We start from the raw sequence: 24,441 nt of genomic DNA, 5'->3' as shown, positions 1-24,441 counted from the left end.
CCCTTTTATTTTGCCATATATTTTAAGATATGCAGAGTGTGAGCTATTTTTCTATTTTTTTTATGTGAAAAATGAAATGTGAAATATCCCGCTATTATTTTTCGAAAAACCTTATCTTTTTGGATTTGCAGCCAAGTTACCAAGGCGCCCAAGATTTCTTTGAGACTATCATTTCAGAAAGGCTGAAAATCCAATATGGCGGGAAAAAATACCCGCCCATCATGTTATGCTCTAAATTTTAAATTTCATTTGGATGATGTTTGCTTTTCTTAATGTGTCATAGACGATTATCAGAGCCGGACCGATAAAAATTCCAGCTAACCCCAACAGCTTAAAGCCAATATACATACTGATTAATGAAGCCAGAGGGGAAATTCCAAGGCTGGTAGAGTAAATTTTCGGTTCAATGACCCTGCGGACAACGGTAATCACCAGAAACATGATAATCAACCCAATTCCAAGGAAATGGTTATCCTGTAAAATGGAGATGACTGCCCAAGGAACGAGGACGGAGCCGGTCCCGAGAATCGGGAGAATATCCACGATGACAATAAGCAATGAAAGCAATCCGGGATATGGCGCATCCAAAATTTGAAGTCCGACCATTGCCATTGCAAACGTAATCAGGCTGAGAATGATCTGGGCCTTAATGAACCCCAGCCCTGCCTTGCTCAACTGGCGGCCAACAAGAAAAACTTTCTGCCTTGTCTGTTCTTTTAAGTGAGACTCCAGTTTTTCTTTCAGGCGTGGAAATTCCAGACTCAGCAAAAACAGGGCAATTAAATAAATAAGCATCTCAATCAAAAAGCCGGGAACAGCTGTCAATAGATTGAGTATATTTTCAATAGCACGCTGCAGGAAAGAATCAAGCGAATTTATATTTGTTTCGATCGTTTTTTCGATAGATGCTATGACATCTGCAGGCAGATTTTTAGAATAGAATTCCCATTTTCGCATCAGGGGCCGAATGACCGTTGTATAAAAGTCCTTTACAAATGTCGGAGTCCTCTGTGAGAGGGATACAGCTTGCTGGGCGATGATCGAAATCAAATTATATCCGATCACTCCCAACAAAAGAACATATCCGGTAAAGACAGCCATAACTGCCTGAAGCCGGTTAAACCGGACCTTGTTGATGAGCCACTGGACCATGCCTTCCAGCATTACCGCTGTTACAAAAGCAAAAATCAGCGGAAGGCTGTATGGTACCAGAAAAATAACCAGGGCAGCAGCCACTGCTGTCCATATCCACTTTTTCCACATTTATCGAACAACTCTCCTTAGTAGAGCTAAAATTTCATTAATTGCCATTGCGACCCGCTATACTTGACCGAAGGCAGGAGGATATTTCACTCGTCCCTGAATATTGGTCAAAGAACCTTCTTCAAGTTCGACCGCCATGAACACGTCTTCTGGAACTGGAAAAGGCGATTCGATATTAAACCGTACAGAAGGAAGAAACCCAAATTTCGGATAAAATTGAGGGTGTCCCAGGACAACAGCATGTGTAAAGCCTTCGTGCGTGCACCGATTCAATCCTTCCCGAACGAGTTCAGACCCTATTCCCTGACCCTGGAATCCAGGCTTGACTGCCATCGGGGCAAGCCCGACCGTAGTGTGCTTGCTTTCTGCGGACTCAATCGTTATTTTACTGAATAAAATATGTCCTACAATCTCATCGTTTTCGTTTTCTGCCACCAGGGAAAGCCCGGGGATAAAGTTTTCCGAGTTCCGGATCAATTCCACAAGGCGTGCCTCATTGCTGCGGCCAAAAGCACCGTGGACAACTTCATCTATTTTTGCAATGTCCTCTTGCCGTTCAGGCCTTATTTTTATCACACATTCCACGCCTTTCAACTACAATCATACCTGGCTCTATTTTCCCGGTTGTCATGATTTTTTTTATCATAGCTCATTTGAGCGTGTGCTTCACAGCTATTCAGCAGACAAAATTTTTGACTTGGCGGTACAGCGTTCCATTGCAGAAATCACCGCTGCTCTGAACTGTAATTTTTCAAGTTCAGCTACTGCTTCAATGGTCGCTCCACCCGGTGTGCAGACATCATCCTTCAGCTTTGCCGGATGCTCCCCTGTTTCAAGAACCATCTTCGCAGCCCCCAGGACGGCCTGTGCAGCCATCCGGTAGGCTTTATCTCGCGGTATCCCCTGAAGCACGCCGCCGTCAGCCAGTGCTTCTATCATCATATAAACATAGGCGGGCGAAGAACCGCTTACCGCTGGCACAGCATCCATCAAAGCTTCCTCAAGTACCTCTGCCTGGCCAAAGCAACGAAACAAAGCAAGGACTTCATCCAATTCTTGGTGGCTGATATGCCGGTTTGGACAAATCGCTGAAATGCCTTCTCCAATAAGAGAAGGTGTATTCGGCATCGTCCTTACTGCCTTGATACTCCTGCCAAACATGTTTTCTATGTATTCCAGGCTAATGCCCGCGGCGATACTGATAATGATCGTATGTGCTTTTACCGACGGCTTTATTTCCGAAATGATACTCTCATAGAGGCCCGGTTTGACGGCCAGCACAAGATAATCGGAGTAGCCAGCTATTTCGGAATTATTTTGACTGACCGATATTCCGTATTCTTTTTCCACTAACTTCATTGTGGCCTGAGTGGCTGCACTTGCCATTATATTTTCAGGGGCGGCCTGCTTTGACCCGATCAAGCCTGCTATCATTGCACGAGCCATTTTGCCGCTCCCGATAAAGCCAATTCGTTTCTGATTCAAATTGTCACGTCCTCTATGTTGAATGACTAAATTTAATTATACTATAAACTGGCATTACAGATAAAAGCTTGTTGCACATCCGGCAAAAAATCCAGTCAATAGAATGCTCACCTGCAAATTGGGTATATATTTTAAGGAACCACTCCAAGGAGGATTCATTAGCATGGCTGATATAGTACTTGGTCCTGTCTCCGAGACATTTTTCGCACAACCCACACTTGAGCTGGCGAAATCTTTGCTCGGCTGCCTGCTTGTCAAGGAAACTGAAGCGGGCACTGCATCCGGATATATTGCTGAAACTGAAGCCTATATAGGACCCGGCGACAGGGCCGCGCACAGTTTTAACAACCGCAGAACGAAACGGACGGAGGTCATGTTCCAAAAATCCGGTCTTGCCTATACATACGTTATGCATACTCACTGCCTGATAAACGTCGTAAGCGGCGGACCGGAAAAGCCTGAGGCTGCATTAATCAGGGCACTTGAACCAGTGTCTGGCATTAATCTGATGAAAGAGCGGAGGCAGCTGGCAGACCAATCAAACTTGACTAACGGACCTGGTAAATTGACGAAAGCACTCGCGATCGACATGTCCGATTATGGACAGCCTCTCTATTTGCCGCCATTGTTTATTGCAGAAGGAAAAACACCTCACAGCATTTCATACGGAAAAAGGATCGGCATTGACAATTCCGGTGAAGCCAAAGACTATCCATGGAGATTCTGGATAACCGGCAATCCATTCGTTTCGCGGCACCAGCAAGTGTTGGGCACCACTCAGCCATAAAGAAGCCAACCAATAAGCACAAATTTCCGTCGGCTTTTCCCACAAAAAAAGAAGCTTTCCAGTGTTGGTAAGCTTCTTTTAGGACTCAATGCAATGTTTCTAGCTGTTTCACGATCTTCTCGCATATCTCATGGGTAACCAGGCTGTCTGCCGCAGTTATACCCGGAAGGAAATCCTCATTCACCGCCTGGAGAAAATCATTTATCATTTGTTCAAATCCCCGTTTATGTAAAGTAGGTTCCCAATCACTTCCTCCGGCTTTCGTTTCTTCCCTGTCCATGCTGATATACAGGTCTGAAACATTAATGGCTGTCCCCTTTTTACTGCTGTGAAAAACCTCTACTTTTTCTTCAAGCGTTCCGCTGTCCCTGTTCATAATCCCGATTGCTATGGATCCACCTGAAATAAGCTGGACAACAACATGATAAAGCAAGCCATCCTGCTTCTTTCCGGAAACAATCATCTGGTCAATTTCATAAGGGAACAAATATCTTAACGTATCAACGACATGGATGAAATCATCAAAAATAAAGTTGCGCACTTCGCCTGGAAGCGCCCTCCGATTTTTTTGCATGATTACCATATTGGGCTGTTCAAGCTCTTTTAATTTGCGGTAAACGGGCGCATATCTTCTGTTAAAGCCAGTCATGAGGATCAATTGCTTTTGTTCGGCAAGCCTGGTCAATTCTCTTGCTGATTCCAGCTCATATGTAATCGGCTTGTCCACATAAACATGGATTCCCGCTTCCAGCAGCTTGCGGACAATTTCATAATGGGATTCTGTCGATGAGTGGACAAATGCCCCTTTGATTCCGCTTTGCAACATTGAGTCAAAGTCATTGTGCTGGTGAAACCGGTATTTCGCACCGATAGCGGCGAGTTTTTGTTGGTTCCTTGTGTATAAGTGAAACTCTATATCTCCACGTTCGGCAAGAACCGGCAAATATGCTTTCTGGGCAATGTCCCCCAGCCCGATGATGCCTATTTTCATGTAAATCCCCTCCCAATCTGAAACTATTCATCAAATAGATAAAGTTCTGCTTTCTCTGGATAAACCCTCTCAACTGTTTCTACTTTCCAGGCATTAATATTGTCTTTCGCGATAGTCCCGGAAATGATCATTCCCGGCTCCATTATCGCCGTGCAATGGGGTGGCAGCATCAGTGTGTAACGCTGCGGTTTTTTTTCAATAATATTACGTATCCTCACCGATTTTACTGAGACCGACTCTATCTGAAAATAACCGACAAGTCCCTGTCGTACGTTCAAGAATCCATCATGGAAAGTCTGTTGATGCTTTCTGCGGTAATACGGAACAAAGAGGTCCAGCACCTCGACACACTTGTATATTTGCTCTCCTAGTTCAGCAAGAATATTGTCTGCTATTTGATAATGTGAGGTTTGATGCCTCTTATCAACCCATTTAATAAAGCTTCGCAGAACGGATAAAAATGACTTCAAATGATTATTGCTAGTTTCAAAGACAGTTTCGAAATAGAAGTACGATAAGAGTTCTTCCCAATTCTCCCTCTGCAATTCATTCCATTTTCCCATTTGAACGTTTTGTAGATAATCGACAAGGATGCTTACCCCTGTTACATATTTCTGAACGGTTGCGGCCGACTTGCCAGACACTTGTTTCTTAAAAAAGCCCAGGATGTCATTCGCATAGAAAGCCCTTGATGTTTCCGGTGTAAAGCCTAACTGCTGATAGATCGGCATATCCTGTTCTGATATGTAATGGGGGCGAGGAAATGGATTAACTGATTTGGTTAAAGCCGTCACCCTCTTTTCCCCCAAAGTGACGAATGGAGACAATGGCAGCCCAAGTTCTTTCCTGACAGAGTTGTAATCTGTTGTAGCTGGCAGCTCTTTATGTTGTTCCATCAGGATGTCAAATGAATTATATTCTTTTTCCCTCAGCCATTGCTCGACTTCCTGAGCCCGTCCCTGTGTGGCCATCTCTCTAGGCGATAAATTGTCAAAGAGGGGGAAAGGGGTGTCAACATCCCCGAGCAGAAGCTGGTGCTGCGCCAGCGAACCGAAAGCCTGGAGAACACCCTCCTCCATATAAACAACATAAGTGCCTACCTCAATATTCATCGGTATTTTATAGCTTTTTTCCTTTTTGTTCATTAACAGCAATGCACTTTCGACTGGCTTGATAAATTGTTGGAAGTTTTCGATACCCTGTTCATCGTTGGCCAAGTAAGATAGATTGTCATTCTTGAGCTGGATTTGTCCGTGTACTTTTGCCAGATATACCGAACCATTCGCTGCGTTGTCATCATAACGAATCCAATCGCCGCTCAGAGAAAAACTTCCGTTGCCTTGTGACCATTCATCAACAACAATTTCTTCTTGTGCCATGATAAATTGGACCACTTCTTGCTTATTCAAGACCTTATGCTGTAAGGCAGTTGAAGTAATTGTCCGTTCACCCCGGTCCTTTCCATCAGCCTTCTTCCCGTTTAGAAACAATGAAAAAATTTCGGGGAAGTATTCAAAGACAGCATCATTATATTCAAGATTTTTTTCATGCATAAGTTCCTCGATCATGACTTTGGCCAACTTCAGTACACCGGGATCGCGAAAGGCTGTTACCCCATTTATGGCATATCCGCCATCAAATGGCTCCAGAAGGCAGAAACATCCTGCCCACGGAGTTCTTTCTTTAAAAGTTTCTGATTCTAGCAGCAAAAGCCTGTCTCCGGTGAACTGGTCTTCGACGATTGCCCCTTTTTCATGTTTATCCACAATCTGGATCAGTTTAGGAACCAGGCCTGCCCATCTCTTTGCCATATTCAGTTCGTCTGTTCTTAAATTCGTCTTTTTCTCAAAGAACCACTCAACCCCCCGTTTGCCGTTCGGATAGCGATGAAAAAACATGCGCCAAAATTGAAACAAACCGTCAAAATTCGGAGTAGCCCGATTGATTCCCCGCTTTTCAAATTCGTTTCGAAGTTTCGCCAATTCATGCAATGGTATTTTAGAAAGCAAGAAATCATCAATTTTCAAAACCAAATCATGCTTTTGCTGCATGAATCTTTCTTCCTTAACTTGATTTATCTCTATCACGGCTTCCTTCTTCATGCAGCACTTTTTGTATTTTTTGCCGCTGCCGCATGAGCAGTGGTCATTCCGTCCTATCGTCACTTTCACCACTTCCTTTAATTTTTTTAGAAAGGCTCTTGCTAACATAATGGGTGGCGTAGGCCTGTTCAATGTTCGGGCTCCCGGATTTGCTGAACTGCAGCTTGCGCCTCGGTCCCTTCCCCCATTTGTAATTGGCCGTATATGAAGGTTTCAGCCCCATTTTCAGGCAGAGGGCGTGTATTTCTTTAACGGCCAGGCTTATCGTGTTTAAATTCATCTCTATTACCCTTTCAAGATAAGGAATCTGTCCGCTTCTCCAACGTTCGTGATTTTTTTTATCCAATTTGTTCATGATGATCAGCACGTCTACGACCGATACGAAGCCCTTTTGATATAAAGCTTGGCCAGCCGCTCGTTGGACTGCCGCCTTTAACTTTTGATTGTTCATGTATTGTTCTATATCTCCCTGTAATGCTAATCCCAGATGGTTTCACCAATTTTCATGGCAGCAAGAGCGCACTTGTCAAGTGCAAGCCTCTCCCATTCCTTAAGGAGCCTGTCCAATGCTTCAGGTCCGGTATCATCTGCCAGACGGTATGCTCCATAATGCATCGGGATAAACTTTGTTGCCTTTAATTCGGTAAATGCTTTGATGGCATCTTCGGGATTAATGTGGGAGGTCCTCATGAACCACTCTGGCTCATAAGCACCGATCGGCATTAACGCATAGTCGATTTCGAACTTCTCCCCGATTTCTTTAAAGCCGCGGAAATACCCGGAGTCCCCGGCAAAATAAATGGTTTTGCTCTCCGATTCTATAACCCAGCCACCCCAATGGGATGTATTTGTATCGGTCAGCGTCCTTTTCGTCCAGTGCTGGGCAGGCACAAATGAAATATTGAGACTGGCGTGATCCAGCTTATCCCACCAGTCAGCCTCCACTACTTTTGCATAACCCCTTCGGGCAAAAAGCTGCTCAAGGCCAGCCGGCACATAATAGGTGATGTCCCCTTTTAGCTTTTTTATTGTGGCAAAATCAAGATGGTCGTAATGGCTGTGCGAGATCAGGACAATATCAATATCCGGCAAATCCTCGATGGCAATCCCGGGTTCTGTCAGCCGTCGCTGGGTCCCCATCCATTTTGCCCAAACAGGGTCTGTCAGGATATTGAGACCGCCCGATTGGATTAAAAACGTTGCATGGCCTATCCATGTAATTGAAAAATCTTTCCTGTTTCCTCTGAGCCTCTCTGCTTCCTTGCGTTCGCTGTGCGGAATCTGGACAGATAAATCCTTCTTTTTTGCACGGCGTTCCCGCGACCACTTTATCATGTCATACATTGTCTTGTTATTATCGATGTTATCGTAGTTTTGATATATTTTCCGTGGCATTTAATCACCTGGTTTATTAGTTAATATAACTATTATACAGGAACAGCCTACTTTTTAAATGTCCGGACTTTGTAACGGGGAGTGCAATTCTTTTTATCTGTGTTTAAAATATGAGAAAATATAGAAGAAATTAATTTGATTGGAGGAATTTGTATGCCAAAAAGTCTCCGCGATACAACCACGTTGCATAATGGGGTCAAAATGCCATGGTTCGGGCTGGGGGTTTTTAAAGTGAAAGAGGGTTCCGAAGTGGTCGATTCAGTGATGGCGGCCCTTAAAAATGGCTATATTAGCATCGATACTGCTGCAGTGTACGGCAATGAAGAAGGCGTCGGCCAGGCAATAAGGGATTCAGGAGTACCCCGCGAAGAACTGTTCATCACTACAAAAGTCTGGAATGCCGATCAGGGGTATGAATCTACAATAAAGGCGTTTGAAACGAGTATGCAAAAGCTTGGCCTTGATTACCTGGACCTTTATCTGGTGCACTGGCCTGTTGCCGGAAAGTATAAAGACACTTGGAAGGCACTTGAAAAGCTATATAAAGATGGCCGGGTACGCGCGATCGGGGTCAGCAATTTCCACGTCCATCACCTGGAGGACCTTCTAAGCACCGCTGAAATTAAACCGATGGTGAACCAGATCGAATACCATCCTCACCTGACCCAAAAAGAAGTCCACGACTTCTGCAAAAAAGAAGGCATCCAGCTTGAAGCCTGGTCTCCGCTTAAGCAGGGAGAGCTGCTTAATGAGCCAACAATCGTGGAGATTGCCGAGAAACATGGCAAAACTGCAGCCCAGGTTATCCTACGATGGGATCTGCAAAACGAAGTTGTCACGATTCCAAAATCCATCAAAGAACATCGCATCATCGAAAACGCCAATATCTTCGATTTCGAACTGTCATCTGAAGATATGGAAAGAATTACTGGCTTGAACAAAAACGAGCGAATTGGCGCCGATCCGGATAATTTTGATTTTTAACCAAGTGGCATATACGAAAACGAGGGGAACGGCCCCTCGTTTTTTTATATCACTAATGCTCCGCCAATTTCGCAACTTTCCCTTCGCTCCGCAGATTTTGTTTGTTATAACCATCATGATGGACAGTTTTACGTGTATCTTGGGGATTTTTGTCCATCATACCCATTATGATGGACAATTTTGCGTGTACCTTGGGGGATTCTGTCCATCATAGCTAATATGATGGACAATTTTATATGTACCTTGGGGATTTTTGTCCATCATACCCATTATGATGGACAATTTTGCGTGTACCTTGGGGGATTCTGTCCATCATAGCTAATATGATGGACAATTTTATATGTACCTTTGGGATTTTTGTCCATCATAACCAGCATGATGGACAATTTTGTGTGTACTTTTGGGATTTTTGTCCATCATAACCAGCATGATGGACAATTTTGCGTTTTCCGGATTATGTGCTTCACATAATAATGAAAGGATACCTTCTCTCTTCCCTCAACGGATTTGTCCCGGGCACCCTTATGAAAGGACAAATTTTTCTCTTTCCTCAAGGTTTTACCTTCATCTGGCACTTCCATTGTTCTGTGTACTAATCACGATGGACGACCTAGTTAGTTGTTTTCATTTCGGCTCTCACCTTTTATATTCCGCATTGTAAGAGTTTTCACCGGCGTGAACGGATAAGAGTGTGTCTGCATATCCGACCAGCCGGTTGACCAGTTCATCAGCCAGCCCATAGACCAACGGGTGAAGCCCCGGTTTAAACATGGCGGGATCATCAAAAATAACCGTTGTGTTTATAAAGATGTCCCTATTCCCAAACAGATCGTAATGGATAATTACTTTCCCGGCAGCCCCTCCTGATTGAGGATCTTTATAGCCCGGGAGAAATATATACCACTCTTCAGCAGTTGCAGACCGGAAATTTTTTGTGAACCACATGCCAGCTATCTCTTTTTCAAGCTGTGCTTTTATTTCAGGATGGATGGCAGCTTTCATTTCTTTTTCCATGACCTTCCCCCTTTATTTGTTAAAAGTCAATCACGATGACTGTCTCTTTTATCTTCTCATAATAATATGTTAAATTTCCTGTCGTTGATGTTTTCTTTAGAATAAACCCGTTCTTTGTAGTAAATTTCCGTTTCAGACATCAAACAAACAGTCGAACTCCTCGTTCCGTACCCTTCACTCTTAATAAACAACGGCGACAGAATCCGTTCCCATTTAAGGGAAATTCCTGTATTCGGCAGGATTTCGTCCGGTACTGGGTCTGCGTTCTGGAGAAGGGCAATAAGCGGCTCGGCCATCTGCCCGTTTTTTTCAGCTATGATTTTTGCCAATCCCTCTTTTCCACGCTGCACCTTTGGCCAGTCTGTATTCAAAAAATGATTGCTGACTCCATAAATCCCCGGCTCAAGGTTCTGGACCTTGTTCTCTATATTTGAATAATAGAAAAGCTCGTTCAAATCCCCGGCCAGTAAGTTAAAGCCCGGATATAAATCACGGTTGTCCGCCACTGTGTGCATATAATGTCCAGGAAGTTCATTCCCTTTCAAAAAATCAGCCACCAATTCCCCGCGGGAACGTTTGCCCTCTATTTCCTCGTTTGGATCCCGATAATTTGTCAGCGCGGCGAACCGTCCTGAAGTAGCGACCCCCATCCACGTTCCCATTTTATTTAAATCCCGGCCTGCAAGAATATCGGGATGATCTTCCCAATAATGGGCCGGAGCCGTCGGCCTTTCGTAAAACTCATCACGGTTTGCGGCTACAATCAGCCTGTACTGCGGGTGGACACGATAAGCAAATAGAATTAAACACATTATTATCACGCTTTCAAAAAATATATTTCCCTTCTATCATAACCAACTGTCCGCGATTATTTAAATCAGAAGCTAAAAAAAGAGGACATTCGCCCCTTTTCAGATACGTTGCAGTATTTCACCCAGTTATTCCTGTCTAAATGAACCAGGAGAACCCTCCCCATGCTTCGTTGCGGCCGCCAAAAGCAAATCGACAATATGAACCGCCCTCACTTTTGAGGCAAGCCCTTCCCTCTCAATCCCGAGCTTCATCTGCAGCAAGCAGCCTGGATTGGCGGTCACAATCGTGGCCGCCCGGGTTTCCTTGACCTGGCTCATCTTGTGATCGAGGATTTTCATTGACATTTCCGTTTCAACGATATTGTAGATTCCGGCCGAGCCGCAGCAGCGGTCAGCCTCTTTCATTTCCCTGTATTCAATTCCAGCGATGGCCTGAAGGAGCAGCCTCGGCGCAAGAGACGTTTTCATGACGTTCCTCAGGTGGCAGGAATCTTGGTACGAAATGATTTGGTGAGGAAGTTCAAGGTTCACCTTTTCATGGAACTTCAAAGCAGCTAAGATTTCCGAAATGTCTTTCATTTTTTCTGTGAATGCCACCGCACGGTCTTTCCATTCGGGATCGTCCTTTAATAAATAATCATAATCAATCAAGAATGCTCCGCAGCCGCCTGCATTGGTGATGATAAAGTCAACATTCAAATCTTCAAACGCCTGAATATTCCGTCTGGCCAGTGCTTTTGCATCATCTTTTTCCCCGCTGTGTCCGTGTAAGGCACCACAGCATACCTGGCCTTTCGGGATGACAATCTCGCACCCTGCCAGCTGCAGGAGCTTCATCGTCGCATTGTTGCTTTCAAGAAACATCGTGTCCATCAGGCAGCCGCTGAAGAAAGCGACCCTGGCCGTCTGCTTTCCGACTGACGGCAGGTGCTCTGGCCTGTTCTTCATTTCCTTCATCGTTGGCACTTCCGGAAGCACCTTTTCCATCGCCGCAAGACTTTCGGGGAGCAGGTGCATGACACCGATATTCCTTGCGACCTTTTGAAGTCCGGAGCGCTGGTAAAACCCAATAAGCCCGGTAAGGTTCCTCATCCGGTTTTGGTGGGGGAACAGCCCTTTGAATACTGCCTTCCTTACCAATTTCACAGGCAGTGAATGCCGTTTATTCTGATTGACGATATCCCTTGCATCCTCAAGCAGGTGGCCATAGTTGACACCGGACGGGCAGACAGGTTCGCACGCCCGGCAGCCCAGGCAAAGTTCAAGAGACCGTTCAAAGTCTTCATCAGGCTCAATCAGGCCATCCACAACTGCTTTCATCAGAGCAATCCTGCCCCGTGGCGAGTGTGTCTCCTGGTAGCCGGATTCAATATAAGTCGGGCAGGTCGGCAGGCAGAAGCCGCACCTCATGCAGTTTAATAGCTCATCCTCATTCATCCGTTCTTTAAATCCTGACTGGATCTTTTGCTGTTCTTTTACTGTTGTCATCTGGTTACCACCACGCGCTTCCTGCTGTCTTTTGCAAACACCTTGCCAGGATTCATAATATTATTCGGGTCCAGCGCATTCTTTATCGCTTTCATGGCGGCAATACCTTCCTGGCCAAGCTTCAATTCCAGGTAAGGAGCCTTCATTACCCCTACACCATGCTCACCTGTAATCGTGCCCCCAAGCTCAATTGCCTTTTCAAATATTTCTGCAAACGCCTTTTCAACACGCTCCATTTCTTCATGATCACGTGAATCTGTCGGACAGGTCGGATGGAGGTTACCATCACCTGCATGACCAAAAGTGCATATATTTAAATTGTATTTCACTGCAATATCATTGATCGCGTTTACCATTCTAGCTATTTCGGATCTTGGAACAGTTGCATCCTCAAGTATGGTTGTTGGCTTTAACCTGGCCAGGGCAGAAAGAGCCGCTCTCCGTGCCGTCCTCAGCGCATCTGCTTCTGCCTCTGACGCCGCAATCTGGACTGAAACGGCTTTTTCCTGGCGGCAGACCTCTGACATCCGCAAAATATCACGGTCAACCACTTCTGGCGGACCATCCTGCTCAATTAGCAAAACCGCCTGCACATCAGTCGGCAAACCGATTTGCGCATGCGCTTCGACGACGACAAGCGTGGGTTGGTCAAGAAATTCGAGCGTCGCAGGAATGATTTTATTGGCAATGATTTTCGATACTGACCTTGCTGCCGCTTCAATGTCCTGGTATAGGGCCAGCATCGTTTGTTTCGTTTCCGGCATCGGGATCAGCTTCAATGTCGCTTCAGTAATGATGGCCAGTGTTCCTTCCGACCCTACCAGAAGGCGGGTTAAATCATATCCGGCCACATCCTTGGCGAGCTTTCCGCCTGTGCGGATGATATCCCCATTGGGCAGGACTGCTTCCAGCCCCATCACATAATCCCTTGTCACTCCATATTTCAAACCGCGCAGCCCCCCGGAATTTTCATTAAGGTTGCCGCCGATGGTCGAAATTTTCATTGAGCTTGGGTCCGGGGGATAAAATAAACCTATTGCTTCAACAGCATTGATCAGGTCAAGAGTAATTACGCCTGGCTGTACGGTTGCCGTCAGGTTTTCCTCATCGATTTCAAGAATTTTGTTCATATGCTTGAAAAGAAGGACGATACCGCCTTCTGTCGGACAAGTGCCGGCACAGAGGTTGGTGCCGGACCCGCGGGGCACGATTGGAATTCTATATTCATTGCAAATTTTGACGATTTGAGAGATTTCCTCTGTATTCCTGGGGCTTACGACAGCATCAGGCATAGACTGGAAATTCGGCGTCGCATCATATGAATAGACGAGGCAGCCAGTCTGTGAATCATCAAAATTTTCCCGGCCGACAATCGCGGTGATTTTTTCCTTGGCCTCAGTTGTTAACATCACCGTGGCTGACTTTGTAAGCATTTCTTTTCCCCCAATGGTTTTACATTTATTAAAACTCCTGTCCGAATGTGACAGAAGCCGGTACAAAATATTTTTTGGCTTAGGAATATTCTCTTTTTGGTAATTCGGCATAACATTATAGGCAAACGGGTTCTTTCTGGTGTCGATTTAAAAATAATACTACTATAAAACTAGCAGAATTTGAAAGGGGTTTCACCAAAATAGAACTGTTGTCATAGTAAACTCGTTGCTTATATGTACAGCGGGCATTAATGAAAAACCGACAGGCACTTATACCTGTCGGTTACTGTGTTAAGCATACATCTTGTTTTCTTCCTTCTTGAAGAAGCTTTTCATCGAGTGGAACACATCAGCTTTTTGCTTGAGGATATAGTAGCGGAATTTCTCATCCTTAATGTTTTTATAAGCGGACATCAGGGTCGAGTGGCGATTGTACTGATTTACTTCCCCATAGCCGAACATGTTGGAGACCTTCATTAATTGTTCTACCAATTTTACGCAGCGGGCGTTGTCTGATGTCAGATTATCACCGTCGGAGAAATGGAAAGGATAAATGTTAAACTTTCTTGGATCGTATTTTTCTTCAACCAATTCCAGCGCTTTGCGGTATGCGGATGAACAGATGGTTCCGCCGCTTTCCCCTTTTGAAAAAAAATCTTCTTCCGACACTACTTTAGCCTCGGTGTGATGCGCGATAAATTCGATTTCAACGGTCTCGTATTTGGATCTCAGGAAGCGGGTCATCCAGAAGAAGAAGCTCCTGGCCATGTATTTTTCCCACAGCCCCATTGAGCCGCTCGTATCCATCATCGCGAGCACAATGGCTTTGGAATCTGGTTTAACGACCTCGTTCCATGTTTTAAATTTCAGGTCCTCCCGGTAAATCGGATGAAAGGCTGGCTTCCCTGACATTGCATTCCGTTTATAAGCGGTCATCATTGTCCGTTTTTTATCGATATTGCCCATTAAGCCGGTTTTTCGGATGTCATTAAACTCAATGTTTTCAACAAGATGCTCTTCCTGCTCTTTCCGTTGCAGGTTAGGCAGCTCGAGCTGTTTAAACAATGCTTCTTCAAGCTCCATCATTGATACTTCAGCTTCATAATAGTCTTCTCCTGCCTGGTCGCCTGCCCCCTGGCCTTTTCCAGGACCGGGCTTGCCATCAGAACCATCCCTGGCAACAACATCTCCTACCTTGCTGTCTCCCTTGCCCTGGCCGACATGCTTGTTTTTATCATAGTTATACCGGATTTTATATTCATCTAATGAACGGATAGGAATCTTGACAACTTCTCGGCCGTTAGACATGATAATATTTTCCTCTGTAATGAGATCAGGCAGATTATTTTGGATCGCCTCCTGGACTTTTTCCTGATGGCGCTGTTGGTCATCATGGCCTTTGCGGTGGAGGGACCAATCTTCCTGGGAAATAACGTACTGGTGATTGTTTTCATCGGTCATTTTTTACCCCTCCTTATGTTTTAAAGTTTGAAAGGAACGAATTTCTCCTTTTCTACATACAATATCCCGATGTGCTTTTGGCAGGCAGAAATTGTAATTACTCTATCCTATGCAGAAAGGCTAAATAATTTACAAAGAATTTTGACAATTGAGCTGATACTTGTTTATATGGACAAGCCCATTTTTACAGCCGTTCATCTTTCCAAAACTTCTTCTGGAAATGTGAGTCGGGCTTATAGGCCTCACAGGATAATCCCCCTGAATTTAAATAGTCGATGATAAGCAGCAGCAACCGTTCCTTGATTTACAGGCAATAATATGCTGACCGGACGGCTGAAACAGGGTCCTTGCTTTGCAATTGTTTCACCTCTTTTCCCAGCATTTTTTTACTGTGGGCAGATCCAATCAAAAGACGTTTGTCCAGCGAATGTACGGATACTTTAATGGCAGAGGTACGGTTTTCTATATTCAGCATTTCTTCAACAGGCTGGGCTGGCCTGTACCCGGCTTTTAAATCTATCGTTATGGCAAATGCCTGTCCTTCTTTAAAAATATAAAATAACAATATGCTTAACAGAATATTAGTCCAATTGATTTTCAACCTGACTGTCCCTCTCAGAAGCTATTAATATATGCTATTAAGGGCCGCCGCTCATTATGTTGTTTATAAATTTTTAAAAAAGGCATATTTCATTGATGTGCAGTGCTGATCGAATGAACCTCCCAAGTTCATTTATCCGGATGCCAAAGAAAAAGCCCCCGCTTATTGCTGGGGCGAGGGCTACCTTTTATCTTCATCATACTGGATTGGATCAGGGTATTTATCGTATTCTTCTACCAGTTCTTCATTTGTCCGGCGATTTTCCATCTGCTTGCCCAGATTTTTCATGTCTTCCACATCAGGGGCCATTGAACCATTTTTCGGGACATAGTTTTTAGGCAATTCATTCTTATTCATGGCGTCACCTCTGCCCCTCCTTTACCCGAAATTGTCTAATAATAAACAAGGGGACCTGCCAGCGATGAGCAGATCCCCCTGTTTGAAATTTGTTTTTTTGTTAAGCCCAACATAACAGAGAAATTGTATTTGTTCAGCAAGCTGCCGACATAACAGAGCAATTTGTGTATCTGTTCAGCAAGCTGCCAACGTAACGGAGCAATTTGTTTATCTGTTCAGCAAGCTGCCAACATAACGGAGCAATTCGTTTGCTGATGTTGAATTATAGCCGTGCTCGTCAATCAGCCTTGCAACGACATTATTAATTTTCTTCAGCTGCAGCTCATCAGGAGTTTTAGTGGATGTTGTAATTTTGACCACATCCTTTAAATCGGCAAACAGCTTCTTCTGGATCGCTTCCCTTAAGCGGTCATGTGAATTGTAATCAAATCTTCTTCCTTTTCGGGCGTAAGCTGAGATTCTGATCAGTATCTCTTCCCGGAACGCTTTTTTGGCATTTTCCGAGATGCCAATTTGTTCTTCAATCGAACGCATCAGTTTTTCATCCGGTGTAATTTCTTCACCAGTAAGCGGATCCCGAAGCTTTGCCTTGTTGCAATAGGCTTCGACATTGTCCAGATAATTGTCCATCAAAGTTTTGGCCGATTCTTCATAGGAATAAACAAATGCTTTTTGGACTTCTTTCTTGGCGATATCATCATACTCCTTACGGGCCAGTGAAATATAATTCAAATACCGTTCACGCAGCTCTGAAGTAATCGAAGGATGCTGGTCCAGCCCTTCTTTTAATGAACGGAGAACATCGAGGGCGTTGATGGACTGGACTTCTTTCCGGATGATTGTAGACGAAATCCGGTTAATGACGTAACGAGGATCGATTCCGCTCATTCCCTCATCCTGGTATTCTTTTTTCAATTCTTCAACATCGGCATTATTATAGCCTTCCACGTTTTCCCCATCGTAAAGCCGCATTTTTTTGACAAGGTCGATGTCACCTTTTTTCGGGTCCTTCAGCCGTGTCAAGATCGTGAACATGGCGGCCACCTTTAGAGTATGTGGAGCAATGTGGACATTTGAAACATCACTCTCCTTAATCATTTTTTCATATATCTTCTCTTCCTCGGTGACCTTTAAATTATACGGGATAGGCATCACAATGATCCTGGAGTGCAGCGCCTCATTCTTTTTGTTGGAGATGAAGGACCGGTACTCAGTTTCGTTTGTATGCGCAACGATAAGCTCATCCGCAGAGATTAACGCGAACCGGCCCGCTTTAAAATTCCCTTCCTGGGTGAGCGACAGCAGATGCCACAGGAATTTCTCATCGCATTTGAGCATTTCCTGGAACTCCATCATTCCCCTGTTGGCTTTGTTCAGTTCACCATCGAACCTGTACGCGCGCGGATCAGACTCAGAGCCATATTCGGCAATTGTTGAAAAATCAATGCTTCCTGTTAAGTCGGCGATGTCCTGGGATTTTGGGTCTGAAGGACTGAATGTGCCGATGCCGACCCTCCGGTCCTCGGACAAAAATATCCGTTCAACCAACACATCTTCTATTCTACCGCCATATTCTTTTTCAAGGCGCATCATATTTAGCGGTGACAGATTCCCTTCGATCCTGATGCCATATTCATCATAAAAATCCTGTCTGAGATGGTGCGGGATAAGATGGAGCGGATCCTCATGCATTGGGCAGCCCTTTATTGCGAAAATAGATCCCCGGTCTGTATGGGAATAGGCTTCCAGTCCTCTTTTGAGCATCGTGACAAGGGTTGATTTCCCGCCGCTCACTGGCCCCATCAACAGCAGGATCCTTTTTCGCACATCAAGCCTTTTTGCCGCCGGATGAAAATATTCCTGTACGAGGCGCTCCAGCGCTTCCTCCAGTCCAAACAGCTGGCTGCTAAAAAATGAATACCGTTTTTTTCCTTTAACCTCTTCAATTCCTGCATCCTTAATCATATTAAAAACCCGTGAATGTGCGGATTGAGCTACCCAGGGCTTTACCTTTATCAATTCGAGATACTCTCTGAACGACCCTTCCCATCTCAGCTTCTCCTCTTCCTCGCGATACATCTCAATCTTCTTTAAAATATCCATATAGACCTCCCCATGTCGCTTTATCAGAGACGATTAATAATACTTATGCGGCATAGGATTTGAACATGTCATCAGCCCTGTCCTTTTTTGGTTGTTGAGCGGTTTTCGGGAAATTGGTTGTGTTTTTATTCACAGTTTTCAAAATATGGGCTATAATAAATTTATATGCTGTATAACGGAATTTAGGGGGGCTTACATAACATGGGGACTATTTTGATTTTAGGGGTTGCTGTCGCATTCCTTGCTGCTATTTTTACATCCGGTTACGATGATAAGCCAGGAGTCAGGAAATAAATAGGAAAGCTGCTGAAATGTCAGCAGCTTTTTTGTTTAATCTGGCAATTCGGCGCTGATGGCATTTAGTATATGCTCTTCTGCACCTCTTTCTTCCCTTTAACGGACGCGAATCGGCAGCGTTTTTCTAACGGAGGTCCAGTTTTTTATCCTGCACAAATTGTTTCATGTACATGCGGGATTGCCGCTCCAACATCTGGGCTATCTGGCTTGTCCACGTATCATCCCGCCTGCCGCCTGTCCTTTCAAAATAATAGTTACTTACAATCTGATTGTATTCCTCAAGCTGCCCTTTATATATCTCACCATTTTGTTCATATTCATTTTCATGGTAAACATGTTCGAGAGGAAGCCGTGGTTTTTTTTCATTGATTTTATCTGGATGGCCGACCGCCAATCCGAATAAAGGAATCACCCGATCCGGTGTTTTCAGGAGGCTCGTCACTGCCTCAAGATTGTTTCTGATCCCTCCTATGTAACAAATGCCCAGCCCCATTGATTCCGCCGCGATCGCTGCATTTTGGGCGGCAAGTGCCGCGTCAATTAAAGCAACCATGAACTTTTCCGTGCTTTCAATTGCAGGGATAACATCACGTTTTTCCATCGCACCAATTGTTTCATGGCGGTACAGGTCAGCGCAAAAAACAAAAAAGTGCCCATTTTCAGCCACATATGCCTGATTACCAACGATTTCAGCAAGCAATTTCTTTTTTTCCGCATCTGTGACTCCAATGATCGAATAAGCCTGGATAAAGCTTGATGTCGACGCGGCCTGCGCACTTTTTACAATCGTTTCAATCTCTTCTTTTGTCAGGGCCCTGTCCTGGAAACTTCGTACAGACCTGTGGTTTAAAATTAGTTCAATCACGTTATTCATGCAAAACCCCTCTTCCGGTAACGGATATCCTATATGTAAATTATCTGCGTTCGAAGCTATTTGGAAAAACCCTTCCTGCGTTTCTTCACAATTAAGAGATTCCCATTTAAAAGGACCTGAAAACACAGGTCCTTGATTTTCAGCGCAAACCGGGGTAGTTCTGTTGCCTGAGCGCCTCATATACTAGAATGGCGGCGGTATTGGACAGATTCAATGATCGAACATTTTCATTCATTGGAATGCGCAGGCACCTGTCTTTATTTTCATGGATCAATTCCTTGGGCAGCCCGGTTGTTTCCTTGCCAAACATGAAATAATATTCCTTGTCTTTGTCACTATAATCAAATGTCGTATGGGGCTTTTCACCAAATTTGCTTAGGTAGAAGAGTTCTCCGCCAGCATTCTTCTCAAAAAACTCATCCAATGAATCGTAATAATTGACTGTTACAAACTCCCAATAGTCCAAGCCCGCCCTCTTTAACATTTTATCATCTGTTGAGAAGCCAAGAGGCCTGATCAAATGTAAAGCCGTACCTGTCGCCGCACACGTTCTTGCTATATTTCCGGTATTTGACGGTATTTCAGGCTGGTATAAAACAACATGCAATGCCAAGTTTCTTCACCTCATTCAAAAGCTCTAAAAGCTATTATACCACTTCATGCCAGCCGGACAAGCGGGATTACTGGTCGTCAACAATCGAGAAAAACTTATACTTTATTTGAGGTGTATAAGCCGTAGAATCCTGATACGCCCAATATCTAAGCCGGCTGTTATGTGTATGGGCGTTTACGAGCGGCATACCATATGCATCCTTGGCTGTCACAATGGTCGTGTGGTCAAAGCGGCCATCTCCCTGAAAGTCGTAACAGATTACATCCCCCGGCAGCAATTCGTCAGGGCTTTTGACTTCATTTGCCCTTAAACCTGCTTTTGATGAAGTCAGATACCATCTTAAAGCGTTGGCCACTGACCAGCTGAAACTCCAATTATTTTTCATCATCCACCAGCCTTTTCCCCTGTTTGGGTAACCTGTCATTGGCGCTCCGCCAGCGTGTAGGCATTGTGATATATAATTGCTGCAATCAACGTCAAATTTTTTATAGGCCGGATTGTAGTCGTTCCACCATCTTTCTGCGTACTGCACCGCTTTTCTCCGGTCATACCCGTACGGCCTTCCGACTTCATCCGATGAGGGTTGAAATTCATCTATGCTGCGGTCTGCACGAAAGCCAAGCAGGTTATAGTCCGGAACCTCAGCTGTCCGTAAATCATACTGGTCACTATCCGTGTCCTCCTCGACCAGTACCCCTTTGTAAAACTCCGCTTTTCTTTGTTCAACCTCTTCCTCAAGGTAAAATTGTCCCTTTTGTTTGATCAAGTACTGGAAATGCACATTATACAGAACATCAGTCAGTTCTTCGTGTTCGGTTATAGTGATTATTCTGCCCGTTGCATTCGCTTTTACTATTTCAGCAGACCTTTTTGCACAGCTTTCTTTTTTCCTTTCAATCACTTCACATTCATGCAATGAATCCCTCTCTTGTGAGACACACTGCCGTACACGCTGGTCCAGTAACTTCTGCAGCTGATCACGCATCTCCTTCACTCCTTTCATAATCATACTTATGAAAAAAGTAGATGGTTCAGGCATAAAAACAATCTTCGCCCCTTTTTCAAAAAAAAGAATGGATCGACACGATCCATCCTTCCACTACATATTTAAATGCCTGATTTACACTTTTGGTGCGAAGTAATTGAGCCCCTTCTCAATTTCTGCTAATACTTCTGCATCTGTTTCCTGTTCCATAGCAGTTTCCAGGGCATTCCTGGCTGTTTCGCCGCCAATTTTCCCAAGAGCCCAGGCTGCTGTCCCCCGCAACACGGGACGTGGGTCTTCCTTCATGACTTTAATAAGATCCGGTACGGCACTATCATCTTTGTAGTGGGCAAGTGCAATGACCGCATTGCGCTGGATGGGCTTTTTCCCTCGCCAGGACCCGGAGACGTGCCCGAATTTCGCTCTAAACTCACGATTGCCGATATGGAGAAGCGGCTTCAACAGAGGCTTTGCAATCTCTGGATCTGGCTCCATCTCCTCATGGAAATGAAAGTCTTTTCCTTTATTTTCTGGGCAGACAGTCTGGCAAGTATCACAGCCATATAACCGGTTTCCCAGCTTGTCCCTGAACTCATCAGGGAGAAAACCCTTTGTCTGTGTCAGAAAAGCGATGCATCTCTGTGCATTCAACTGTCCGCCCTGCACCAGTGCACCTGTTGGGCACACATCCACGCATTTATTGCAGGATCCACAGCGGTCTTCCATTGGTGTATCTGCTTCAAATGGGATATTGGTTATCATTTCACCCAGATATACATAAGAGCCGAATTCAGGGGTAATGATGGCGCAGTTCTTGCCGCTCCATCCTATCCCTGCACGCTGGGCAACAGCACGGTCGACCAATTCCCCTGTATCGACCATTGACTTAAACTTGGCGCCAGGAACTTTGGACGCAATATAATCCTCTAGTTTTTTTAGCCTGTCTCTTAGTACAGCATGATAATCTGTACCCCAGGACGCACGGCAGAAAATTCCCCGTCTTTCACCTTTCTTGCTTATAACCGTTGTTTTCATTTTTGATGGGTATGCCAGGGCAATGGAGATAATGGATCTAGGCTGTTCAAAAATCAACGCGGGATCAGTTCGTTTTTCTATGTCAGGTTCTTCAAATCCGGATTGGAATTGCATTTCCTGCTGCACGTACAGTCGATTTTTCATTTCGACAAATGTGGACGGTGCTGCGAATCCGATTTTGTCTATTCCTATCGTTTTACTGTATTCAATGATATCCTTTTTTAATTCATGAACGTTCATCCGCCTCTCTCCTTTCCCGTAAATATCGAAGACGTGTTTATTCATTGTACCGGTTAATATGATAAACTATTTTTAAGCGATTTTGGAGGTGGAAACATTGGAAATTCAATTGTCGAGCGAATTATGCTCTTTAATTCCCCAGTTTACGGTTGGTTTCATCGAATATCGCAACATTCAGGTTGGGCCCTCGCCCCAAATGTTGAAAGGCAGGCTTCAGCTTTTCCAGGAGTCGATTTATTTTGACTTGGAAGACAAGAATGTGACGGACCTGGACGGTATCCAGGAATGGCGCGCCATTTTCAAGCACACCGGAAAGGATCCAAACCGTTACAGGCATTCTGCGGAAGCCCTGTTTAGGAGAATAAAGAAGCAAAATTACTTGCAGTCTGTACATAGCGCGACTGATTTAAACAACTTTTTTTCGCTGCAATACCAGGTTCCCATCGGAATTTATGACTCCGATAAGCTCACTGGCAGCATCGTTTTACGCACAGGCGCCGTGGGAGAAGAATACATGGGCCTGAACGGCAGGCAGAACAGCCTGCAAAACCTGATTGTGTCAGCAGATGCCAATGGCCCGTTTGGCAGCCCATTCGTTGATTCTGAACGCAGCGCCGTCTCTCCCTCAACGAAAAATGCAGTACAAATTATTTATTTGCGGCCCACTGCAGATACAGAACTTAATAGAAAAATGACCGAATCCCTGATGAATATGTTTCTTCAGATTCATGGAGGAAAGGCCGATTGTAAACTGATTGGATGCTAAATCATAGGCATCCTTTTTTAGTTTTAGTCCCATACTGTCACAGTTCACTTGATATAAAGAAAAAACGCAATGCTTCGTTCATTCTGAAACGAAACACTGCGTTATAAACAGTATGTATGGAGCGGGTGATGGGAATCGAACCCACGACATCAGCTTGGAAGGCTGGAGTTTTACCATTAAACTACACCCGCTAATTGGTACCGGTGGTCGGGGTCGAACCGACACTCCAGAAGGAACACGATTTTGAGTCGTGCGCGTCTGCCAATTCCGCCACACCGGCATATTAAATTTTTCTGCAATGCAAGGACAAGTCCTGCAATGCCGAGGACCGGAATCGAACCGGTACGGTAGTCACCTACCGCAGGATTTTAAGTCCTGTGCGTCTGCCAGTTCCGCCACCCCGGCAGAATCTTTAATTTAATTGGAGGCGGCAACCGGATTCGAACCGGTGAATAAAGGTTTTGCAGACCTTTGCCTTACCACTTGGCTATGCCGCCATATAAATTGGAGCGGAAGACGGGATTCGAACCCGCGACCCCCACCTTGGCAAGGTGATGTTCTACCACTGAACTACTTCCGCAAATGGCTGGGCTAGCTGGATTCGAACCAACGCATGACGGAGTCAAAGTCCGTTGCCTTACCGCTTGGCTATAGCCCACTATTCATATATTCAAATCATATATTCATGTTATTTTAATGGGGCGACCGATGGGAATCGAACCCACGAATGTCGGAACCACAATCCGATGCGTTAACCACTTCGCCACGATCGCCATATTCATAATAATATTGGCAGGGGTAGTAGGAATCGAACCCACACCGGAGGTTTTGGAGACCTCTGTTCTACCTTTAAACTATACCCCTATAATTTAATGGTGGAGGGGGACGGATTCGAACCGCCGAACCCTGAGGGAGCGGATTTACAGTCCGCCGCGTTTAGCCACTTCGCTACCCCTCCATTATAACATAATTTGGCCTTCGGAAAAATATTTTCAAAGAAACCTATTCTGTAATGTTATTCCCAGATATGCTTGAAAATGCCTGAACAAATATTCTTTAGTGGTGGCTCAGGACGGAATCGAACCGCCGACACAAGGATTTTCAGTCCTTTGCTCTACCGACTGAGCTACTGAGCCATAATAATAATTGTGTCCTAAACATTGTTTTTGGGTTAACCTTTGCTCAAAAGACCTCCTGGTCTTTCTCGCAGATTGCCACAGAAGCGGTTCATTGAAGCGAGCAATCTGCTCTATCGACTGAGCTACTGAGCCGTATTTACTTCTTAGGATAATAAAATGGCGGTCCCGACGGGAATCGAACCCGCGATCTCCTGCGTGACAGGCAGGCATGTTAAC

General features: G+C 44.8%; 22 protein-coding genes and 10 tRNA genes. 3 read left to right on the top strand and 29 right to left on the bottom strand.

The features are described from left to right. Positions 1–231 precede the first annotated feature (231 nt). From ytvI to proC, 3 genes are all read right to left on the bottom strand, one after another. On the bottom strand, positions 232–1,263 hold the full coding sequence (gene ytvI, locus CVD19_RS06810) for a sporulation integral membrane protein YtvI (protein WP_101581104.1): 1,032 nt from the start codon (positions 1,261–1,263) through the stop codon (positions 232–234). A 57-nt stretch (positions 1,264–1,320) separates the two neighbouring features. Then, positions 1,321–1,839: a GNAT family N-acetyltransferase gene (locus tag CVD19_RS06805; RefSeq protein WP_257985052.1), complete on the bottom strand. Its 519-nt coding sequence runs from the start codon at positions 1,837–1,839 to the stop codon at positions 1,321–1,323. Positions 1,840–1,935: 96 nt separating this feature from the next. Continuing rightward, a complete protein-coding gene (gene proC, locus CVD19_RS06800) occupies positions 1,936–2,748 on the bottom strand; it encodes a pyrroline-5-carboxylate reductase (RefSeq protein ID WP_101581103.1) in 813 nt (270 codons plus the stop codon). Positions 2,749–2,911: 163 nt separating this feature from the next. On the opposite strand from proC, the gene CVD19_RS06795 reads away from it, so the two are divergent. Next, a complete protein-coding gene (locus CVD19_RS06795; protein WP_101581102.1) occupies positions 2,912–3,535 on the top strand; it encodes a DNA-3-methyladenine glycosylase in 624 nt (207 codons plus the stop codon). Positions 3,536–3,620: 85 nt separating this feature from the next. Here CVD19_RS06795 and CVD19_RS06790 read toward each other — a convergent pair whose 3' ends face one another. The 4 genes from CVD19_RS06790 to CVD19_RS06775 are packed head-to-tail and all read right to left on the bottom strand — an operon-like array spanning position 3,621 to position 8,023. Then, on the bottom strand, positions 3,621–4,526 hold the full coding sequence (locus tag CVD19_RS06790; RefSeq protein WP_101581101.1) for a Gfo/Idh/MocA family protein: 906 nt from the start codon (positions 4,524–4,526) through the stop codon (positions 3,621–3,623). Positions 4,527–4,549: 23 nt separating this feature from the next. Then, complete coding sequence (locus CVD19_RS06785) at positions 4,550–6,691, bottom strand: SEC-C metal-binding domain-containing protein (RefSeq protein ID WP_101581100.1); 2,142 nt, start codon at positions 6,689–6,691, stop codon at positions 4,550–4,552. Beyond that, on the bottom strand, positions 6,672–7,079 hold the full coding sequence (locus CVD19_RS06780) for a hypothetical protein (protein WP_101581099.1): 408 nt from the start codon (positions 7,077–7,079) through the stop codon (positions 6,672–6,674). Before CVD19_RS06780 ends, CVD19_RS06785 begins: the two co-directional genes overlap by 20 nt. Positions 7,080–7,105: 26 nt before the next feature. Beyond that, on the bottom strand, positions 7,106–8,023 hold the full coding sequence (locus CVD19_RS06775; protein WP_101581098.1) for an MBL fold metallo-hydrolase: 918 nt from the start codon (positions 8,021–8,023) through the stop codon (positions 7,106–7,108). 153 nt (positions 8,024–8,176) lie between these two features. On the opposite strand from CVD19_RS06775, the gene CVD19_RS06770 reads away from it, so the two are divergent. Beyond that, the gene (locus CVD19_RS06770) at positions 8,177–9,007 is read left to right on the top strand and encodes an aldo/keto reductase (protein WP_101581097.1); all 831 of its coding nucleotides are present in this window, start codon (positions 8,177–8,179) and stop codon (positions 9,005–9,007) included. A gap of 636 nt (positions 9,008–9,643) precedes the next feature. Here the strand turns inward: CVD19_RS06770 and CVD19_RS06765 are convergent. The 12 genes from CVD19_RS06765 to queG form a co-directional block, all read right to left on the bottom strand. Then, positions 9,644–10,009, bottom strand: coding sequence for a hypothetical protein (locus CVD19_RS06765; RefSeq protein WP_374702870.1), 366 nt, complete (start codon positions 10,007–10,009; stop codon positions 9,644–9,646). 68 nt (positions 10,010–10,077) lie between these two features. Further along, positions 10,078–10,833: an NRDE family protein gene (locus CVD19_RS06760; protein ID WP_101581095.1), complete on the bottom strand. Its 756-nt coding sequence runs from the start codon at positions 10,831–10,833 to the stop codon at positions 10,078–10,080. A 126-nt stretch (positions 10,834–10,959) separates the two neighbouring features. Further along, positions 10,960–12,321: a (Fe-S)-binding protein gene (locus CVD19_RS06755; protein ID WP_101581094.1), complete on the bottom strand. Its 1,362-nt coding sequence runs from the start codon at positions 12,319–12,321 to the stop codon at positions 10,960–10,962. Continuing rightward, a complete protein-coding gene (glcD, locus tag CVD19_RS06750) occupies positions 12,318–13,730 on the bottom strand; it encodes a glycolate oxidase subunit GlcD (protein WP_101581127.1) in 1,413 nt (470 codons plus the stop codon). The genes CVD19_RS06755 and glcD overlap by 4 nt, the downstream gene beginning before the upstream one ends. A gap of 315 nt (positions 13,731–14,045) precedes the next feature. Beyond that, complete coding sequence (yhbH, locus tag CVD19_RS06745; protein ID WP_101581093.1) at positions 14,046–15,215, bottom strand: sporulation protein YhbH; 1,170 nt, start codon at positions 15,213–15,215, stop codon at positions 14,046–14,048. 304 nt (positions 15,216–15,519) lie between these two features. Then, positions 15,520–15,816: a hypothetical protein gene (locus tag CVD19_RS06740; RefSeq protein WP_101581092.1), complete on the bottom strand. Its 297-nt coding sequence runs from the start codon at positions 15,814–15,816 to the stop codon at positions 15,520–15,522. Between the two features lie 180 nt (positions 15,817–15,996). Beyond that, positions 15,997–16,173, bottom strand: a complete 177-nt coding sequence (locus CVD19_RS24625; RefSeq protein ID WP_180953547.1) for a hypothetical protein — start codon at positions 16,171–16,173, stop codon at positions 15,997–15,999. 207 nt (positions 16,174–16,380) lie between these two features. Next, entirely contained in the window at positions 16,381–18,276 is a 1,896-nt protein-coding gene (locus CVD19_RS06735; protein WP_101581091.1) for a PrkA family serine protein kinase, read from the bottom strand. A 421-nt stretch (positions 18,277–18,697) separates the two neighbouring features. Beyond that, complete coding sequence (nfsA, locus tag CVD19_RS06730; RefSeq protein WP_101581090.1) at positions 18,698–19,447, bottom strand: oxygen-insensitive NADPH nitroreductase; 750 nt, start codon at positions 19,445–19,447, stop codon at positions 18,698–18,700. A gap of 139 nt (positions 19,448–19,586) precedes the next feature. Then, on the bottom strand, positions 19,587–20,060 hold the full coding sequence (gene trmL / locus CVD19_RS06725; RefSeq protein ID WP_101581089.1) for a tRNA (uridine(34)/cytosine(34)/5-carboxymethylaminomethyluridine(34)-2'-O)-methyltransferase TrmL: 474 nt from the start codon (positions 20,058–20,060) through the stop codon (positions 19,587–19,589). Between the two features lie 67 nt (positions 20,061–20,127). After that, positions 20,128–21,045: an amidase domain-containing protein gene (locus CVD19_RS06720; RefSeq protein ID WP_101581088.1), complete on the bottom strand. Its 918-nt coding sequence runs from the start codon at positions 21,043–21,045 to the stop codon at positions 20,128–20,130. 135 nt (positions 21,046–21,180) lie between these two features. Continuing rightward, the gene (gene queG, locus CVD19_RS06715) at positions 21,181–22,320 is read right to left on the bottom strand and encodes a tRNA epoxyqueuosine(34) reductase QueG (RefSeq protein ID WP_101581087.1); all 1,140 of its coding nucleotides are present in this window, start codon (positions 22,318–22,320) and stop codon (positions 21,181–21,183) included. A gap of 97 nt (positions 22,321–22,417) precedes the next feature. Between queG and CVD19_RS06710 the strand changes: the two genes are divergently transcribed. Continuing rightward, complete coding sequence (locus CVD19_RS06710; protein ID WP_101581086.1) at positions 22,418–23,086, top strand: B3/B4 domain-containing protein; 669 nt, start codon at positions 22,418–22,420, stop codon at positions 23,084–23,086. 117 nt (positions 23,087–23,203) lie between these two features. On the opposite strand, the gene CVD19_RS06705 is transcribed toward CVD19_RS06710, so the two are convergent. From CVD19_RS06705 to CVD19_RS06660, 10 genes are all read right to left on the bottom strand, one after another. After that, positions 23,204–23,277, bottom strand: a tRNA-Gly gene (locus CVD19_RS06705). A 4-nt stretch (positions 23,278–23,281) separates the two neighbouring features. After that, positions 23,282–23,366, bottom strand: a tRNA-Leu gene (locus tag CVD19_RS06700). 39 nt (positions 23,367–23,405) lie between these two features. Next, positions 23,406–23,491 (bottom strand) — tRNA-Leu (locus CVD19_RS06695). A gap of 17 nt (positions 23,492–23,508) precedes the next feature. Continuing rightward, positions 23,509–23,583, bottom strand: a tRNA-Cys gene (locus tag CVD19_RS06690). A gap of 8 nt (positions 23,584–23,591) precedes the next feature. After that, positions 23,592–23,666, bottom strand: a tRNA-Gly gene (locus CVD19_RS06685). A gap of 3 nt (positions 23,667–23,669) precedes the next feature. Then, positions 23,670–23,744: transfer RNA gene (locus tag CVD19_RS06680), tRNA-Gln, on the bottom strand. Positions 23,745–23,783: 39 nt separating this feature from the next. Further along, positions 23,784–23,859: transfer RNA gene (locus CVD19_RS06675), tRNA-His, on the bottom strand. A 17-nt stretch (positions 23,860–23,876) separates the two neighbouring features. Further along, positions 23,877–23,950, bottom strand: a tRNA-Trp gene (locus tag CVD19_RS06670). A gap of 9 nt (positions 23,951–23,959) precedes the next feature. Next, positions 23,960–24,044, bottom strand: a tRNA-Tyr gene (locus CVD19_RS06665). A gap of 102 nt (positions 24,045–24,146) precedes the next feature. Next, positions 24,147–24,222, bottom strand: a tRNA-Phe gene (locus tag CVD19_RS06660). Between the last annotated feature and the right edge of the window lie 219 nt (positions 24,223–24,441).

This window comes from Bacillus sp. T33-2 (genome assembly GCF_002860205.1).
GTDB lineage: Bacteria > Bacillota > Bacilli > Bacillales > Cytobacillaceae > T33-2.
This window is presented reverse-complemented; position numbering and strand designations above follow the sequence as displayed.

Bases quoted from the DNA above. Each gene is read 5' to 3' on its own strand.
- CVD19_RS24625 (WP_180953547.1), bottom strand. From the start codon at position 16,173: ATGAATAAGAATGAATTGCCTAAAAACTATGTCCCGAAAAATGGTTCA.
- CVD19_RS06735 (WP_101581091.1), bottom strand. From the start codon at position 18,276: ATGGATATTTTAAAGAAGATTGAGATGTATCGCGAGGAAGAGGAGAAG.
- ytvI (WP_101581104.1), bottom strand. From the start codon at position 1,263: ATGTGGAAAAAGTGGATATGGACAGCAGTGGCTGCTGCCCTGGTTATT.
- CVD19_RS06775 (WP_101581098.1), bottom strand. From the start codon at position 8,023: ATGCCACGGAAAATATATCAAAACTACGATAACATCGATAATAACAAG.
- queG (WP_101581087.1), bottom strand. From the start codon at position 22,320: ATGAACGTTCATGAATTAAAAAAGGATATCATTGAATACAGTAAAACG.
- glcD (WP_101581127.1), bottom strand. From the start codon at position 13,730: ATGTTAACAACTGAGGCCAAGGAAAAAATCACCGCGATTGTCGGCCGG.
- yhbH (WP_101581093.1), bottom strand. From the start codon at position 15,215: ATGACCGATGAAAACAATCACCAGTACGTTATTTCCCAGGAAGATTGG.
- nfsA (WP_101581090.1), bottom strand. From the start codon at position 19,447: ATGAATAACGTGATTGAACTAATTTTAAACCACAGGTCTGTACGAAGT.
- CVD19_RS06770 (WP_101581097.1), top strand. From the start codon at position 8,177: ATGCCAAAAAGTCTCCGCGATACAACCACGTTGCATAATGGGGTCAAA.
- CVD19_RS06765 (WP_374702870.1), bottom strand. From the start codon at position 10,009: ATGAAAGCTGCCATCCATCCTGAAATAAAAGCACAGCTTGAAAAAGAG.
- CVD19_RS06780 (WP_101581099.1), bottom strand. From the start codon at position 7,079: ATGAACAATCAAAAGTTAAAGGCGGCAGTCCAACGAGCGGCTGGCCAA.
- CVD19_RS06760 (WP_101581095.1), bottom strand. From the start codon at position 10,833: ATGTGTTTAATTCTATTTGCTTATCGTGTCCACCCGCAGTACAGGCTG.
- CVD19_RS06720 (WP_101581088.1), bottom strand. From the start codon at position 21,045: ATGCGTGATCAGCTGCAGAAGTTACTGGACCAGCGTGTACGGCAGTGT.
- CVD19_RS06755 (WP_101581094.1), bottom strand. From the start codon at position 12,321: ATGACAACAGTAAAAGAACAGCAAAAGATCCAGTCAGGATTTAAAGAA.
- CVD19_RS06790 (WP_101581101.1), bottom strand. From the start codon at position 4,526: ATGAAAATAGGCATCATCGGGCTGGGGGACATTGCCCAGAAAGCATAT.
- CVD19_RS06795 (WP_101581102.1), top strand. From the start codon at position 2,912: ATGGCTGATATAGTACTTGGTCCTGTCTCCGAGACATTTTTCGCACAA.